Raw genomic sequence first — 14,735 nt, 5'->3', positions numbered from 1 at the left:
CTATTTAGGCGGTTGTTTTTTTAGCTTTTATATAGTTACTTTGTTGGAGGCATTGTGTATTCTTACATATACTCGTGTAAATATTCTGCTAAGGATAGTACAGCTAAGGACTGTCCATATGGCATTGGAGTAATTTTAATTTTCTTGTAAAAATCTAAGCTAACTCCCATCCCTGTTCCTACCGATACCTTTTGTACTGCCCCTTCCTCATTAATCTCATTTACAAGTCCTGCAATCGCTTTATTAGCAATCTCTTTATAATTTTGGCTAATATAGCGTTTATGAACCGATTTTAAAATACCGTATGCAAATCCTGCAGTTGCTGACGCTTCAAGATAAGAGGTTTTATCATCTAGGAGTGTATGCCAGAGGCCGCTTTCATCCTGGTACTTTGCTAACGCTTCTACTTGTCTGTTTAATGTATCCAATAAAAATTCTCGGAAAAAATCTCCTTCTTTTAATTCCAATATCTCAATTATTTCTGGTATCGCAATTGTAATCCAACAGTTCCCTCTCGCCCACAATGCTTCTGCATAGTTATGGTTTTCTTCAAATGTCCAGCCGTGGAACCAAAGACCCGTTTTTCGATCACTTAAATATTTAATATGTATTAAAAATTGCTTTTTCGCCTCTTCAATATACTCTTGCTTGTTAAAGAGCATACCGATTTTGGCTAAAGGTAACACAGTCATCATCAAGGTATCATCCCAAAGCTGATTTTTATTTTCAGGCCCATATGTCATATGTTGCAACCCATTTTCTTTTGTTCGAGGCATATCATACATAACCCATTCCGCCCATGTTTCTAAGTAAGGAATAAGTGTCTTATCCCTCGTATCTTCGTACATATACGACAGAGTTAACAAAGGAGCCATCGTATTAACATTCTTAGGTGGTACACCCTCTTCAAATCTAGCAGCAAACCAATCATTTACAATCTTTAAAGCTTTTTCATCATCTGTTAGTCTCCAATATTTATAGATCCCATATAAACCAACACCTTGTGGCCAATTCCAAACATGCCAACTTTTATCATCTACTACTAAACCATCAAATTTTAATAGAAATTCACCAGTATTATCTTTGATCTGTGTAAGATTCTCCATTAGTAAATGAATGTTTTCAATAACTTCTTTTTTGCTAATCACATGACTCATACTATCCTTCCCTCTCAATTATAGAATTTGTAACGTTAACGCTTTTAAACAACTTCTTTAATTGTAAAAGAGAAAAACAAACAAATCAATATAAATAAAGATAAAATACATTTTTTATACCATAAATGCATTTGTATTTTGACAATATTTTTTTGAATCTGTTTGTTTTATTGAGAAAAGCATTCTAAAAGATTTCCTAAGTATCTCATGACTAATTTGTTTATTGCTATTAATTACTGTGGTCTTTTTTACTCAAAAAAGCTCAATCATAATCGATTGAGCTTACCATTATTAATGTTCTATGAGTCTACTCGCCTATAATAATTATTTGAATCATTTTATCGTCCATGTTATCGATTTACGTTTTCCAACAAGCGGCATAATTTTCGACCGCTACCGTTGAGCCAATGTTGATAGCTAGCTGCTTTTACTATTTGTTCCTCAAGAACCGAGGCATCGTCTTTTCCGTCTAGATATCTTCCCAAAAAGTGTAGAAAAACATCTAACCTTCTAAGTTGAACTAATATTGGTAAGGCTTCTATTTCAGATTCCTGTAGATTCATGGTTGTCCCAAAACCGGAGAAAAAATGATAGACCTTATTTAAATAAACATCTTCATTTGCTTCTTCCGAAATAATTTCTGAAATACATACGGCTACTTCCATAACTCGAAGATCACGAGTAGTAAATTCAAAGTCAAGAATGGCATTTATCTTTTGATCTGTATTTACTAGCACATTTGATTCATTTAAATCTCCATGAATGATTTGATGAGGAAGATTCTTGATACGTGGGATAAACTCTTTAAAATTAATAAGCTGTGAAGCTATCCACGAAAGCTCATTTCTATATTCTTTGTAGGGATCTTGTGGGTTACTACACCACTCAACAACTTTATTTATTGGACAATTGGGATGCGCATGTTCAATTTCATAATAGGGACGATAAATTAAGGGCTGCTGTATCTGAATCGTCTTCAGAGCATTCAATAGATAACCGACACTCTGTCCATAGGAAAAAAGAACTTCTTCATTATTAAAAACCGGATTGTCACCTTCAATATAGTGATAAATACAACCAATTTTATTTGACTGCAAACGCAGTAAGGATTTCCCGTCTTTTATAACTGGTACAGGGATTTTAAAAGGGAGATTCGATAGTTGATTCAATTTCAATAATATTTCATGTTCTAACTTTACCTTTGATTCCTCATTATGAGTTTCATATATACGTAAAATATATCTTTTATCTTCTCTTTCAAGGTAACGAGTTGTATTATTATAACCGCTCTTCCCCCGATAAACTATCACTGGTAATTTTTCTTCAAAAAAATATTTAATAAGAAATTTAAACTCTCTGTCAACACTCATTCCAAATCCCCCTTAAAAAGGTCCCTGCCCCCTACTACTGTATAGTATCACCGTGTTGGGGGTCAGGAACCTGTTATCCCGCTTTTCGTTTGAACGCACCAAATAACTTTTTTAAAAAGTAATAAAGAACAATGTAAATAGTGGCAAAAATCAAGCCGTCCAGCCACATAAAATGACCTTGAGTCATATATAAAATAGCTACAAAAATGACATACATGAGAATAAACCTGACCGCTATTCTCTTTATTTCTGGTTGCATAGACATTTCCTCCTTCCTTTTTAATAGATTACCACTATTTTTTCCTCTAAGGAAGTCATGGCATTCAATATTACGAAGGCCTGTCCCCGTGGCCATACAAGTTCTCTACAAAATAAATAGCTCTCTATTAAAAATATGGCTGTGTTTTCTCAATCTATATATTTGTTGGTTTTTAAGAACATGATGGTACATGCCCTTCCATCAACTTTGCTAAAGCATAACATGTTCATAAAGAGAAGAAAGGAGGGTGAATTTATATGGACGATACTATTAGAGATACAATCAGACAAGCTTTATTGGCGAATGTCTTTAATCTTACTCCCCCCGGGCATTTAGTTACCATTGTTGACGAAGATGGTAGAGCGAGAACTATTAGAGCAGATGAAGCTGTTTTAAGACCTGGCGAAATTGGAGTTGTATTTTGTCTACCTATTTTTGGAGCTCCATCTAGAAGGTTACCAGATGTTAATCTAAGAAGAGACCAATTCGTTAGAGTACGATGTGGACTAACGACGATTGATGTATTCTGTGACAGAAGAGTAACCGGCCCCCCAACACAAACAGTAACATTGAGAACAGGAGAGTTTTTCGTCGTCACTTGCGAGCGATAAATGAAACATCATTAAACTTCTTTCTCGAAAATAGTAAGAGAAGCTGTCCCATCAGCTTCAACTAGTGAGGGAATCTCAAAAGGTTAAAAACATACCTTTTGAGATTCCCTCTTTCATTTAACATTAACTGTTTTGATCCATACATAGAGCTGCAATCACCAAGACATTACCTATTACCTTTGCTATTACCTTTTCCCTTACCTTTCCCATTCCCTTTTCCTTTTCCTTCATTTTTTTTACCCTTTTCTTCGGCTTTATTTTTTCCCTTTTCTTTCCCTTCCTTATTGCCCTTTCCTTTGCCTTTATCTTTACCTTCCTTATCTTTTTCTTTTCCTTTTCCTTCATTTTTATTTTCTTTCCACCCGTTAGGTAGCCGGAAATCAGAGACTGGTACCCCTTCTAATGACTCACTCATAATCGCCTGAAAAATCCGTGCCGGGTGATTCCCCCCTGAGGATTGCATCACATATTCTGGGGTCACCTTGTCATAACCAACCCAAACGGCAGTAACCAATTCCGGCGTATATCCTACAAACCAAGCATCCGACACTCCCGTAACCCCTTCAAAGGCTGACGTCGATGGAAGCTGTGTCGTACCAGTTTTTCCAGCAGTAGGTCGATCGTAATTTAACAAGGCATTTCTACCAGTTCCTTCCTGCACTACGCCCTGCAGAATCTGAGTCATCCTATAAGCATTATCTGGGTCCATTACTTGGGTTCCCTGTACTTCCCCTTTAGCTAAAACTTCCCCATGCCCGTTCGTAATTTTAGTAATGGCATGGGCTTCATTCATCGTCCCTAGGTTAGGAAACACACTGTATGCTTGGGCTAATTGAAGAGGTGAAGTGCCTTCCGTTAATCCCCCTAGTGCAATGCTTAAATTCCTGTCACTTTCCTGCAACGGAATTCCCAACTTCTCAAGGAAATCAACCCCCGCCGTCACACCAATCTCATTTAATAACCAAACGGCAGGAACATTAATGGAGTAAATCAGTGCATCATAAAGGGAAACCCTCCCCCGGTACTGGTTATCATAATTCCTTGGAGAATACCCGCCAAAGTCCATTCTCTCGTCCACTAACGTAGAACTTGCACTGTATCCCCTTTCTAATGCTGGGGCAAATACGGATAAAGGTTTAATGGCGGACCCTGGTTGACGTTTTAGCTGTACAGCACGGTTAAATCCACGATACACATGTTCACTACGATTACCCATAATTCCTCGTACCCCACCAGTATAAGGGTCTAAAACAACAGTCCCACCTTGAACAATCTCTTCACCTGCTCCCACAGGAAACAATTCTCCATTAGAAAAAGCAGACTGAATAGCATTCTGCACCGTCAAATCCATTTCCGTATAAATATGCAGGTCCCCAGCCCATATTCGTTCCTCCGTCAGACCATGAATCTTAATCGCCTCGTCAATAACAAAATCAACATAACTTGGGTACCTTCCACGTAAACTATCCTCCTCAATTTCCCAATCCCGTAGGACAATCTCCGAACTTATCGCTTCGGTATAAACATTCTCCTCGATATACCCCTGTTCCAAAAGCAAATACAATACAAGATCCCGACGCTGTTTCCCCCTCTCTTCATTTTGAAAAGGTGAATAGTGCGTGGGAGCTTTTGGTAACGCCGCCAAAAGAGCCCCTTCCTCCAATGTAATATCCTGTACATCCTTCCCAAAATACATTTGAGATGCATTCTGAATCCCCCAAATTCCCTCACCAAAATAAATATGATTCAAATACAATTCCAAAATCTTCTCCTTACTATACTCCCTTTCAATCCGAAAAGCAGTAATTACTTCTCGAAACTTTCTCCCATACGTTCTATCCGAAGTAAGAAATAAATTTTTCGCTAACTGCTGCGTAATCGTACTACCACCCTGTACAACTCTGCCTGCCTGCAAATTCCTCCAAGTCGACCGAGCAATACCACGAAAATCAATACCCTTATGGGAAAAAAAACGTTGATCCTCCACTGCAATAATACTGTGGATGATTTCTTCGGGAATTTTTGATAACGAAACATGCCTAAATCGGACCGAAGACAATTCCGAAACCGGGTCACCGTAACGGTCATAAATTACCGTAGGTGTCCCCACAGGATCCTCCAATTTACTTAGATCAATCCTATAAGCATCAACAACAAAATATATAAACACCATAGAAAGAATTAGGATTAATACAAAAATATAAACCCTTATTCTCTGTAACAATTTTAAGAAACTCCCCAAATATAACGTTACCTTCATAGTTACAAAACCTCTCCTTATAACTTAAACATTAAAATATTCGCCGCCTACTTCATTTTTTTGTATCTGTAATTTGAAAAAATAAGAACAAGGACTGGAGCGGAAATCTACAAATAACCTTAGAATAGTTTTATTTATAAATACTGAAATATCCATAATATTTATTTTATTTCGATTGGCGAAATGTTAATATAGATTTATAGATTGATAAATATGGAGGAATGGAACATGACAAAACGTCCTATTACAGCAGAAGATTTAGTTAAATTTAAATTTGTGGGAGATCCTGTCGTATCCCCGACTAAAGACAAGGTTGCCTATGTCCTAACACATGTAGATAAAGAAAAAGATGGCTACTATTCTTATATCTATATAACGGATTTAAAAGGAAATGGCAGACAGTTTACCTCTCATTATTCCAAGGACTCGCTAGTAAAGGATACTGCTCCAAAGTGGTCACCAGATGGAAAAAACCTAGCCTTCCGTTCCAACCGTACTGGAAAAAATCAAGTATGGCTCTTACCTACAGATGGTGGGGAAGCAGTTCAACTAACTGATGTAAAGCAAGGAATTGGTGATTTCGTTTGGTCTCCAGACGGAAAACAGCTTGCGGTAACCATTAGAGGGGAATTAAAGCTTAGCACGGATAAAGAAGACGAGAAAAAAGAAGAAAGTGATGTTAAGGTCATTACAAGACTTCGTTATAAAGGTGACGGCGTTGGTATTTATAACGATGACCGTACCCATGTATACTTATTTGATTTAGATACAAAGGAATATACAAAGGTGACGGAAGGAGATCATAACTTCGGTCAGCCTCGTTTCACCCCAGATGGGAAAAACCTATTCTATATCGGAACAAAGGCAGAAGATAAAGAATGGGGATACCTCCCTGCTATCTGGAAATACGAGATTGCTTCCAAAGAAGAGACCTTGTTTTATCAAGGAAATGGCTATCTGATGGCACCTTCTTTCTCATCGGACGGAAAATGGCTAGCTGTTGCTGGTCATGATCGTGGAGAAAGAAGCCAAGGGAATGCCAATGTACTGTTATTTTCTGTTGAAACAGGCGAATTAAAGAATTTAACGAATAAATTCGATTATACCGCTAACAATCTTGTAGGTGTGGATGCTAAGTATGACTCGGCAGAGCTTCGCTTAATCTGGGACGCTGCGAACACACACATTTACTTTATAGCAACCGTTAGTGGTGATTGCCAGTTATTTAAGGTTAATCTAGAAGGACAAGTTTCTGATGCCCTTTCACCATCTGTTGCAAACGTTACTTCTTATGACATCGTTAATGACGATCAAGCAGTCCTTGTTCTAGGTACTCCTCACTCCACAGGAGACTTAGTAACACAAGACTTAACAAATGTGAAACATGTAGAGAAATTAACAGACTGGAATGCCGAGTTATACAAAGAAGTACATTTAAGCACTCCAGAAAACTTCCACTACAAGAGCACCGATGGGTGGGACATTGAAGGATGGATCATGAAGCCTTACGGTTATGAGGAAGGTAAAAAATATCCAATGATCCTGCAAATTCACGGTGGACCTGCGACAGCTTATGGAAATGGTTTACACCATGAAATGCAATTAATGGCTTCTAAAGGCTATGTTGTTCTTTACACAAACCCACGTGGAAGCCACGGATATGGTCATGACTTTGTAAATGCTGTTATCGGTGATTATGGCGGAATGGATTATGAGGATATCATGGCTGGTGTTGATTATGCCTTAGCAAACTTTAACTACATCGACAACGAACAATTATTTGTTACTGGCGGTAGTTACGGTGGATTTATGACCAACGTTATCGTTACACGTACGGACCGTTTCAAAGCAGCTGTTACGCAACGTAGTATTTGTAACTGGCACAGCTTCTATGGAACAAGTGACATTGGCTTCTTCTTCACAGAATGGCAGCATGGACATGCGGACTTATGGGATGATGTGGAGAAATTATTAAAAGTATCTCCACTGACTTATGCTCGTGATGTAAAAACTCCGACACTAATCCTGCATAGTGAACAGGACTTACGTTGTCCAATGGAGCAAGCAGAGCAATGGTATGTTGCCCTTAAGCGATTAGGTGTGGAAACGAAGCTCGTTCGCTTCCCAGATGAAAACCATGACCTATCACGTTCAGGTAAGCCGAAGCACCGCTTAGAGCGATTACAGCATTTAATTGGTTGGTTTGATGATAGATTATAAAAGGGCCTGACCTCCGGTACAGTAAAGCTTTACTGTACTAAGGTCCTGTTACCAAACTAATAAGGCCAGTCCCATATGTCATACTACAATTTGGGCTGGCCTTTTTTAGGTTAATAGTTTTAAGAGAGCATAGAGAAAAAAACTTTTTTCATTGAACCACATATCTATTTAGGAAAACGGAACTATGCTAAGATAAGAGTAACTATAACAATGCATAAAATGGAGAGGCTATTATGGTAGAAGCAGATACAATTGTTCATTTTTATTATGATTTAGAAGATGAAAATGACTATGAAACTAGAATTAGAAATTATTTACACGGACTTCGTGATCCAATAATAACAGAAGAAATAATCAGCATTGGAACTCCATTTATGAGTAGAACAGGCTTAACGGTAAGGGTTGTAGCGAGATTAAAAGTATCCATGGATGAAAGGCCAAGCTGCAGACACCTGGACGATTATGTCAGTATTATTTTTCCAACAATCAAAAAAATCATCGCTGGTGAACTTATTAGTACGCAAAACATTCACATAACGTTCGCCAGAAAGGGAATTCCCCATCATGAAAGAAAGATAAGCTGGGAAGAACTATACCATCACTGGAATAAATAACTCCTCCTCTCTCCGTGAAACCAAGCAGTAATTACGCAATACTGCCTTCCATTACTGGAAATTGTAAGGTTACGGTTGTTCCTTTTCCTTTGGTGCTTTCAAAGTTTATGAACCCATTATATTTTTCAACAATATTAAAGCAAATCATTAACCCTAAGCCTGTTCCCTTACTTTTTAATGAATAAAAGGGTGTTCCTAGAGACTTTATTTCTGCTTCTGACATTCCTATTCCGTAGTCCTTTACTTTAATCTCAATATTGTTCTCTTTTTTCCGTGCCTGAACAATAACAGAATCCCCATCCTTGGAAACCTCAATGGCATTTTTTATAATATTAATCAGCAGTTGTTTAAACTCAAGTTTATTAGCGGCAATAAAACAATCCTCTTCCATATGTAGGTCTATATGGTTATTGCGTAAAATACCATAAGATTGAAGCAAATGTGTAACACTTTGCAGAACAGACTTAATATTAACCGTTTCTAACTCATCTGTTTCATTTGGTTTCGCAAGGGACAAGTATTGGGAAATAACTTTTTCGGCTGAATTTAATTCATCGATCATTAAATGAAAATGTTGTTTCGTTTTTTCACTGTAGGAATTGTCCTGTTCATAATACTGTAAAAAGCCTTTTACTACTGTTAATGGATTTCTAATTTCGTGGGCAACAGCAGCAGCTAATTGACCTGTTGCCCTTAACTGCTCTGACTGCCTTATTTCTTCATAATAGACCTGGATTTTTTTCATCCGCTCGTATGTTAAATAAAAAATAAGATAAATAGCGACTTGGGTAGCCATAAAGTTGATTAAACTCCCTATTAGATCAAATTGACTAAAGGGGTAAATTACTTGGTCAGCTGCTGTTATATCTATATAGAAAAAAATAACCGTTACCAGTATTCCATTGACAATTAAAGAAAAATAAAACAGTTTTGAATCAAAGAATAAAATGGATATTGCGGGAATTAAACATATCAATAAAAAAATAGACCAAGTTCCATATAACAAAAAGAGTGAGTAGAAATACACGAACACTGCTGCAATAATCATGATTCTCATCTTTTGTGTTTCAAACCTTGGATAAAGGAGCAGTAGAGGTATAAACATAGCGACAAGAACAACATGCCAAATATAACCGATACCAAGATCACTCATACGTGGGTTCTCAACAAACAACCCTAATAACATGATTATAATGACAATATAAATCGTTCTATAATACATTTTTTTGTTAATTTTAGTATTCAGTTCCTTCATATATTACCTCGACTAATTGTATTTATTCGTACCGAAACTATTATAGACATAGTTGGAGACTTAAGACAATCTAAAAGTGCTTAATTTTTATTTTATTGATTTAAAAATAACGTACATAAATGCATATATTATTTGCCAATATAGTATAGAAACTAAATATCAAGGAGTGATCGTAAATGACTAACAATAAAAAAAGGGTAAATACAAATAACGGCAGTCAAAGAGGAAATTTACATAACGACGGAGTGAATACGGACAATGTGATGGCAAAGGAAGAAATGGAAAAAGCCATTTCCCCTACAGGCGTTAAAAAAGGGAGAAGGGCTTAATAAGGCTACTGAAAAAGGTTGTTATTCCCTTTTTCAGTAGCCTCTATTCATATTGGGTTTATATTGATGACTGCAGTTATTACTCATCATCCGCAACGCGGTTTTTAAACGCTTCATGAGTGCCTAAGTATTCCTCAATTTCTGACCTTTCTTCTTTTTTCGATTCTACCCTTTCACTTCCTTTTGGAAAGTCTCCAGGATGACTTTTTCTCTTATGGTTAAAGCTTTTTCCTCTTGCCAAAACGGTCCCCCCTTTCACTTTATTCAACAACAGTTTTTTCTTAAATAGAAGGGTTTATTCACGACTAAGAAAATCATCCTAAATAAAAAAGCCTCCTGCCAATATAGCTGGAAGACTTTCTGTTTAAGTGAGTCTTTTACTAATTATTATGAAAAAATATATTAATGCATCCCTTTCCATTGTCCTTGATTTTTGGATGCTTTTTCTTTTTTTGCTTTTTCCTTGTGTGCACGATTAGCAGCTGCGCTGCCCATTTCTTTGGAGAATTCTGAATCGGTTTTACTCGAGTCGAATCCTTGTTTATTCTTTTGATCGGCATCTGTTTTACCGCTACGTTTGGCCATATGTATCACTCCTCTATATGTATTATTAGAATTTAAACCTATTTTATACGTTATAAATTTTCTGAGGTTGAATATTTCAACCTCCTGTCGGAAAAATAGAAAATAGGCATTTTAAAACTCTATATAAAGGTGGGATACTATGACTCAGTCTAAATCACAGGAAGAACGTCAATTTCGGGCTCGTAAAGAGGCTCAAAACCCTCATGGAAAAGTAAAATCATTTAAACGTCTAGTAGAAGAGGCGAAAAAAGAATAGAGCCACCGAAAATGGCCTAAAGACGTCTAAACATTTATTAACATTTAAAAAAATGGTTACATCAGAGGTCCTTTTGATGTAACCATTTTACTATTAATGAAGTATTCTCTGCTTTTAAAGATAAAGATGATGCCCCCAAAGTTATTAAAATTTCAACTACACATTTGAGTTATATCGAAAAAATTTATTCATTCACATTAGCCTAGATGGGGCCATCCGTTCTCATCCCAATATAATGGTCTTATTTGAAGAGTTGGTTTACCTTCATTTTCGGCGTCATAGGCATGATTGACGAGAATACTTGACTCTGCGTCACCAGAAAAGAACACGGCACAGTGACCAGGACCAATCCAGCGGTCATCCCCTTTGTCAATTAAGGTTCCCCCACCCTCCATCATAGAAACACCATTTTTATCAAAATATGGTCCGGTAATATCCTTAGATCTGCCGACTACAATGTTGTATGTACTATCTACTCCACGACAGCAAAAATCAAAGGATACAAATTGGTAATAATATCCATCTCGGTGTACGATGAATGGAGCTTCGATCGTATTTGGTTCTAAGCATCTGCTTGAAATCGTTTTAAGTTCAGCACCGTCTGCAGGCTTCATAGTTACTGGATCCAACTCAATAAGCTGAAGTCCTCCCCAAAAGGAGCCGAAATTTAACCACGGACGACCTTCCTGGTCAACTATTAAATTGGCATCTATAGCATTGTAGTTATCCTCCGCTGTGGAGTGTATTACATAACCCTTATCCTCCCATTTATAGTCAGGATGATTTGGATCAAGGGTTGTATTTGTCACTAATCCAATTGCAGATGTATTCTTCCCGAAGGTAGAAACGGAATAATATAAATAATAAACGCCATTATGTAAAGCTATATCCGGTGCCCAGATGCTTTCCTCATCTTTTTCCGGTACATATTCCTTGGCCCATTCCGGTAAAGAGGAAAAAATGGACTTTTCTTGCTTCCAATTTACCCCGTCCTCTGAAGACTTTACCCCAATACCTTTACCTGTATGAAACACATACCAACGGTCTCCTTCTTTACTAATCACTGGGTCATGGGCCCATAATTGTCCTTTAAGGTCCCAGTTCATTTCATAAAAATTAACACCTTTAAAACTTTCTGAGTTAAACATAAACATCTTCTCCTTTCCATTAATTAATAGCTAAGTCATTTGTAAACTTATTTATATTTAACAATACCATTAAGTAATTACGAAATCTATATATATGTAATTATCTCGATTATTCGATCTATTATACAAAAAAGAGATAGAATGAAATTGCTAAATATAATAATTAATAATTAATATATTTATAAATTAATTACATTATCCATTTTGTAAGGGTGTGTACCTTACATTCCTCTAAAAAAAGTAAAACGTTAACAACAAACCTTCTCAAAATAACCAGTAGGATAACAAAAAAGCTAGGATTGAATAATAATATAGGGATATGGAAACGATATGGACAAGAAAATTTATAAGGGGGAATATAAATGAGTAAATCGGAAGGTACACGATTAGCAGATAAGATGATTCAGGACATGAAAGATAGAAATGATAAGGCTAGAGAACAAGCGAATAAAGCATTGGAAAAATAGGAGATTCCTTTGGAGTTGTCCTATTTTCTCCTTCTCTGTCTTCTTATATTATTTCCATTTTTTTCGACAAATTTATTTAATAGCTCACAGCAAATCCAGAGCACCTCTTGTGTGATGGTCAAATTTAATTTACCCATTTCCGTATGATTACTCAACTTTTCACGGTTAGAAGCATCTAAGTGTAAAGAGAGGATCCATTCTGATCCATCCTGAAGCGTTCTTTTCCACGAAATAAAGTCATCTATCATGAAAGGATTGGTTTGGGTTCTATTTATGGATTGTATATACTTATTCTTTCCCGCGTTAAATGGTATAAATTCATCGAACTCTGCCTTATTCACTCCGTAACCGCCAATAAAAAACAGGCCTTTATCTATTTTTCTGTATAGTGTATAGTTTGCCCCGACATTAATATTTTCCAAATGAAATTGATCATTTAGAAGTTGATTCAATTTGGACTTTAACTGGAACAGAACATCAATCAGGTATTCGGACTTTTCCTTAAAAAAGATAGCATATTCCTCTGACTGGTCCAATTCTTCCAGCAATGTGTGTATGGCAACATTCTTCTTTTCAATGGCATTATTTTTTTCTTCTAATATTTGATTTTTCTGTTCTAACATTGATTTATATTTCGCCAGTTCCTTACCCAGTTTTTCTCTATCTCCACTTAATTCCTTCTCCACTTGCTCTTTTAATATGAGGATATAATCTTTTTGTTTTGCCATAGAAATTAGGGAGAAAAACTCTTTCTTCTTCCTTTTTTCATACACGCCAAGATGAAACAAATCACTATCAACGTTACTCATTTCATTCAATACCAAGATTCGAATAAGAGAACTTGCTAATATCATGTAGATGCTGCACAAAACAAATAAGGAACCCATAGGTAGTTGAATCAGGTGGTGAAAAACTTCAGCGATATAAGCCATTATCCCGGCAACAGAAACTCCAAAAACTGTAATAATCCCCTTGACGGAACGGAGTTTTCTCCAAAGTAAAATACAGGTGTTACGTAATATTAACCTTGGAGTTACTCTTTCATTTGTTTTCGATGATTCATAAAGAGCATTAAGTAACTCATTTAACTCTTTGGAAAGCACATTCAGCCGATGTCTTGTTTCGGAATCCATTACATTCCTCCTGTGTTTCCTCTCGTGATCTAATAGATTCATCAATAAACACTCATTGTGAGGCTCCATTATTTCAATCGCCAAAAAGCGTCAACAAAGACCGCTCCTGTACTTTCGTTGTTTACAGGGCGGGCTTTTCTCCAGTATTGAAAATTGACCTTTTTCACAGGTATGGGTAATCAATTTTATTCAACAAAATCAGCAATTATTCATTAAAAAACGTTTTATATCAAGATATAAAGGCTCTGTAATTACCTCTAAGGAGACCATTAACAATGGCGTCTCAAAAGGTGATAAATACCTTTTAAGACGCCATATTTATTTTGCTTTTTGTTTTATTTTAATCTTCTTTCCATTCAAGCATTTCACTTCAAGTTCTAACTTCTTAACATCTTTGGGACTTACTTCCACAAGTTCTAATACATGAGCTACGATTTCATCATCGTTCATTTCATCCGTAATTTCTAACTTGGAAAGGATCCTTTCCATTTCCTTTATAGCTTCAGGACCCTCAATTTCCTCATCTCCCCGCTCTATTTCAGCAGTTACTTTCTTCTTTTTTCGAGCGTATTCCCATTCTAACTCCCTTTTACTAGTTAGTAAAATCTCCAGTTCAAATTTAGCCACATTTATTGATTGTTTCATTTTTTCTTTGTTACCTTCCACTGGTTCCTCTGCTAAATCTCCTGGGTTTTCCGTGTCAAGATTTTGAGCGAACCCTTGAATACCGCCAATGAAAAACATACTCACTATTAATAAACATACAACTAATCCAAATTTCTTTTTGAACATTTCTCATCCTCCTATGTATGTCTGTTTATAAGACAGACTGTAATTTAACAATATTAAGGTAACCATATAAGCTTTTTTTATACTAATAAATCACATAATAAAGTACTAAGACTATTGTTTGCTTATTATAATACCCCCCTCCTACTCCCTACTGTTTTCCTATACGTTTTATTTGAAAGCTTGCAAACAAGATGGATGCTTGTATGCCATAACTTATTAACTATCATTTTTCTCTGTCTAAAATTAATATTATATCCATTTACCTATATTCATAAACTT

At 36.3% G+C, this 14,735-nt stretch carries 15 protein-coding genes; 5 read left to right on the top strand and 10 right to left on the bottom strand.

What is annotated here, in order from left to right:
• Positions 1 to 62: 62 nt before the first annotated feature.
• The 3 genes from bglB to J2S74_RS10645 all read right to left on the bottom strand — a co-directional run bounded on the left by bglB (position 63) and on the right by J2S74_RS10645 (position 2,786).
• Positions 63 to 1,157: a beta-galactosidase BglB gene (bglB, locus tag J2S74_RS10655; RefSeq protein ID WP_307325263.1), complete on the bottom strand. Its 1,095-nt coding sequence runs from the start codon at positions 1,155 to 1,157 to the stop codon at positions 63 to 65.
• A 350-nt stretch (positions 1,158 to 1,507) separates the two neighbouring features.
• Positions 1,508 to 2,527 carry a phosphotransferase gene (locus J2S74_RS10650; protein WP_307325261.1) on the bottom strand — a complete coding sequence of 340 codons (1,020 nt, stop codon included), beginning with the start codon at positions 2,525 to 2,527 and terminating at the stop codon, positions 1,508 to 1,510.
• A gap of 73 nt (positions 2,528 to 2,600) precedes the next feature.
• Entirely contained in the window at positions 2,601 to 2,786 is a 186-nt protein-coding gene (locus J2S74_RS10645) for a hypothetical protein (protein WP_307325258.1), read from the bottom strand.
• 257 nt (positions 2,787 to 3,043) lie between these two features.
• Between J2S74_RS10645 and J2S74_RS10640 the strand changes: the two genes are divergently transcribed.
• Positions 3,044 to 3,397, top strand: a complete 354-nt coding sequence (locus tag J2S74_RS10640) for a hypothetical protein (RefSeq protein WP_307325255.1) — start codon at positions 3,044 to 3,046, stop codon at positions 3,395 to 3,397.
• A 166-nt stretch (positions 3,398 to 3,563) separates the two neighbouring features.
• On the opposite strand, the gene J2S74_RS10635 is transcribed toward J2S74_RS10640, so the two are convergent.
• Positions 3,564 to 5,621, bottom strand: coding sequence for a transglycosylase domain-containing protein (locus tag J2S74_RS10635; protein ID WP_307325252.1), 2,058 nt, complete (start codon positions 5,619 to 5,621; stop codon positions 3,564 to 3,566).
• 264 nt (positions 5,622 to 5,885) lie between these two features.
• Here J2S74_RS10635 and J2S74_RS10630 point away from each other — a divergent pair, with 264 nt between their 5' ends.
• The gene (locus tag J2S74_RS10630) at positions 5,886 to 7,877 is read left to right on the top strand and encodes a S9 family peptidase (RefSeq protein ID WP_307325249.1); all 1,992 of its coding nucleotides are present in this window, start codon (positions 5,886 to 5,888) and stop codon (positions 7,875 to 7,877) included.
• A 233-nt stretch (positions 7,878 to 8,110) separates the two neighbouring features.
• Positions 8,111 to 8,491 carry a hypothetical protein gene (locus tag J2S74_RS10625; RefSeq protein ID WP_307325246.1) on the top strand — a complete coding sequence of 127 codons (381 nt, stop codon included), beginning with the start codon at positions 8,111 to 8,113 and terminating at the stop codon, positions 8,489 to 8,491.
• A gap of 31 nt (positions 8,492 to 8,522) precedes the next feature.
• Here the strand turns inward: J2S74_RS10625 and J2S74_RS10620 are convergent, their stop codons facing one another.
• Entirely contained in the window at positions 8,523 to 9,713 is a 1,191-nt protein-coding gene (locus tag J2S74_RS10620) for an ATP-binding protein (RefSeq protein ID WP_307325244.1), read from the bottom strand.
• A 209-nt stretch (positions 9,714 to 9,922) separates the two neighbouring features.
• Here J2S74_RS10620 and J2S74_RS10615 point away from each other — a divergent pair, with 209 nt between their 5' ends.
• Entirely contained in the window at positions 9,923 to 10,075 is a 153-nt protein-coding gene (locus J2S74_RS10615) for a hypothetical protein (RefSeq protein ID WP_307325241.1), read from the top strand.
• A 79-nt stretch (positions 10,076 to 10,154) separates the two neighbouring features.
• On the opposite strand, the gene J2S74_RS10610 is transcribed toward J2S74_RS10615, so the two are convergent.
• Positions 10,155 to 10,316, bottom strand: coding sequence for a hypothetical protein (locus J2S74_RS10610; protein WP_307325238.1), 162 nt, complete (start codon positions 10,314 to 10,316; stop codon positions 10,155 to 10,157).
• 161 nt (positions 10,317 to 10,477) lie between these two features.
• The gene (locus tag J2S74_RS10605; protein ID WP_307325234.1) at positions 10,478 to 10,660 is read right to left on the bottom strand and encodes a hypothetical protein; all 183 of its coding nucleotides are present in this window, start codon (positions 10,658 to 10,660) and stop codon (positions 10,478 to 10,480) included.
• 139 nt (positions 10,661 to 10,799) lie between these two features.
• Between J2S74_RS10605 and J2S74_RS10600 the strand changes: the two genes are divergently transcribed.
• Entirely contained in the window at positions 10,800 to 10,916 is a 117-nt protein-coding gene (locus tag J2S74_RS10600) for a DUF6254 family protein (RefSeq protein ID WP_307325231.1), read from the top strand.
• A gap of 197 nt (positions 10,917 to 11,113) precedes the next feature.
• Here the strand turns inward: J2S74_RS10600 and J2S74_RS10595 are convergent, their stop codons facing one another.
• From J2S74_RS10595 to J2S74_RS10585, 3 genes are all read right to left on the bottom strand, one after another.
• A complete protein-coding gene (locus tag J2S74_RS10595; protein WP_307325228.1) occupies positions 11,114 to 12,064 on the bottom strand; it encodes a family 43 glycosylhydrolase in 951 nt (316 codons plus the stop codon).
• A 487-nt stretch (positions 12,065 to 12,551) separates the two neighbouring features.
• The gene (locus J2S74_RS10590; protein WP_307325225.1) at positions 12,552 to 13,664 is read right to left on the bottom strand and encodes a hypothetical protein; all 1,113 of its coding nucleotides are present in this window, start codon (positions 13,662 to 13,664) and stop codon (positions 12,552 to 12,554) included.
• 318 nt (positions 13,665 to 13,982) lie between these two features.
• Positions 13,983 to 14,456, bottom strand: a complete 474-nt coding sequence (locus J2S74_RS10585; protein WP_307325222.1) for a YusW family protein — start codon at positions 14,454 to 14,456, stop codon at positions 13,983 to 13,985.
• Positions 14,457 to 14,735: the final 279 nt, after the last annotated feature.

Origin of the sequence: Evansella vedderi, assembly GCF_030813435.1 — a bacterium.
Taxonomy (GTDB): Bacteria; Bacillota; Bacilli; order Bacillales; family Salisediminibacteriaceae; genus Evansella; species Evansella vedderi.
The sequence above is the reverse complement of the archived record's forward strand: the minus strand, read 5'-3'. Positions and strand labels throughout refer to the sequence as shown.

Bases quoted from the DNA above. Each gene is read 5' to 3' on its own strand.
- bglB (WP_307325263.1), bottom strand. From the start codon at position 1,157: ATGAGTCATGTGATTAGCAAAAAAGAAGTTATTGAAAACATTCATTTA.
- J2S74_RS10650 (WP_307325261.1), bottom strand. From the start codon at position 2,527: ATGAGTGTTGACAGAGAGTTTAAATTTCTTATTAAATATTTTTTTGAA.
- J2S74_RS10645 (WP_307325258.1), bottom strand. From the start codon at position 2,786: ATGCAACCAGAAATAAAGAGAATAGCGGTCAGGTTTATTCTCATGTAT.
- J2S74_RS10640 (WP_307325255.1), top strand. From the start codon at position 3,044: ATGGACGATACTATTAGAGATACAATCAGACAAGCTTTATTGGCGAAT.
- J2S74_RS10630 (WP_307325249.1), top strand. From the start codon at position 5,886: ATGACAAAACGTCCTATTACAGCAGAAGATTTAGTTAAATTTAAATTT.
- J2S74_RS10625 (WP_307325246.1), top strand. From the start codon at position 8,111: ATGGTAGAAGCAGATACAATTGTTCATTTTTATTATGATTTAGAAGAT.
- J2S74_RS10620 (WP_307325244.1), bottom strand. From the start codon at position 9,713: ATGTATTATAGAACGATTTATATTGTCATTATAATCATGTTATTAGGG.
- J2S74_RS10615 (WP_307325241.1), top strand. From the start codon at position 9,923: ATGACTAACAATAAAAAAAGGGTAAATACAAATAACGGCAGTCAAAGA.
- J2S74_RS10605 (WP_307325234.1), bottom strand. From the start codon at position 10,660: ATGGCCAAACGTAGCGGTAAAACAGATGCCGATCAAAAGAATAAACAA.
- J2S74_RS10600 (WP_307325231.1), top strand. From the start codon at position 10,800: ATGACTCAGTCTAAATCACAGGAAGAACGTCAATTTCGGGCTCGTAAA.
- J2S74_RS10595 (WP_307325228.1), bottom strand. From the start codon at position 12,064: ATGTTTAACTCAGAAAGTTTTAAAGGTGTTAATTTTTATGAAATGAAC.
- J2S74_RS10590 (WP_307325225.1), bottom strand. From the start codon at position 13,664: ATGGATTCCGAAACAAGACATCGGCTGAATGTGCTTTCCAAAGAGTTA.
- J2S74_RS10585 (WP_307325222.1), bottom strand. From the start codon at position 14,456: ATGTTCAAAAAGAAATTTGGATTAGTTGTATGTTTATTAATAGTGAGT.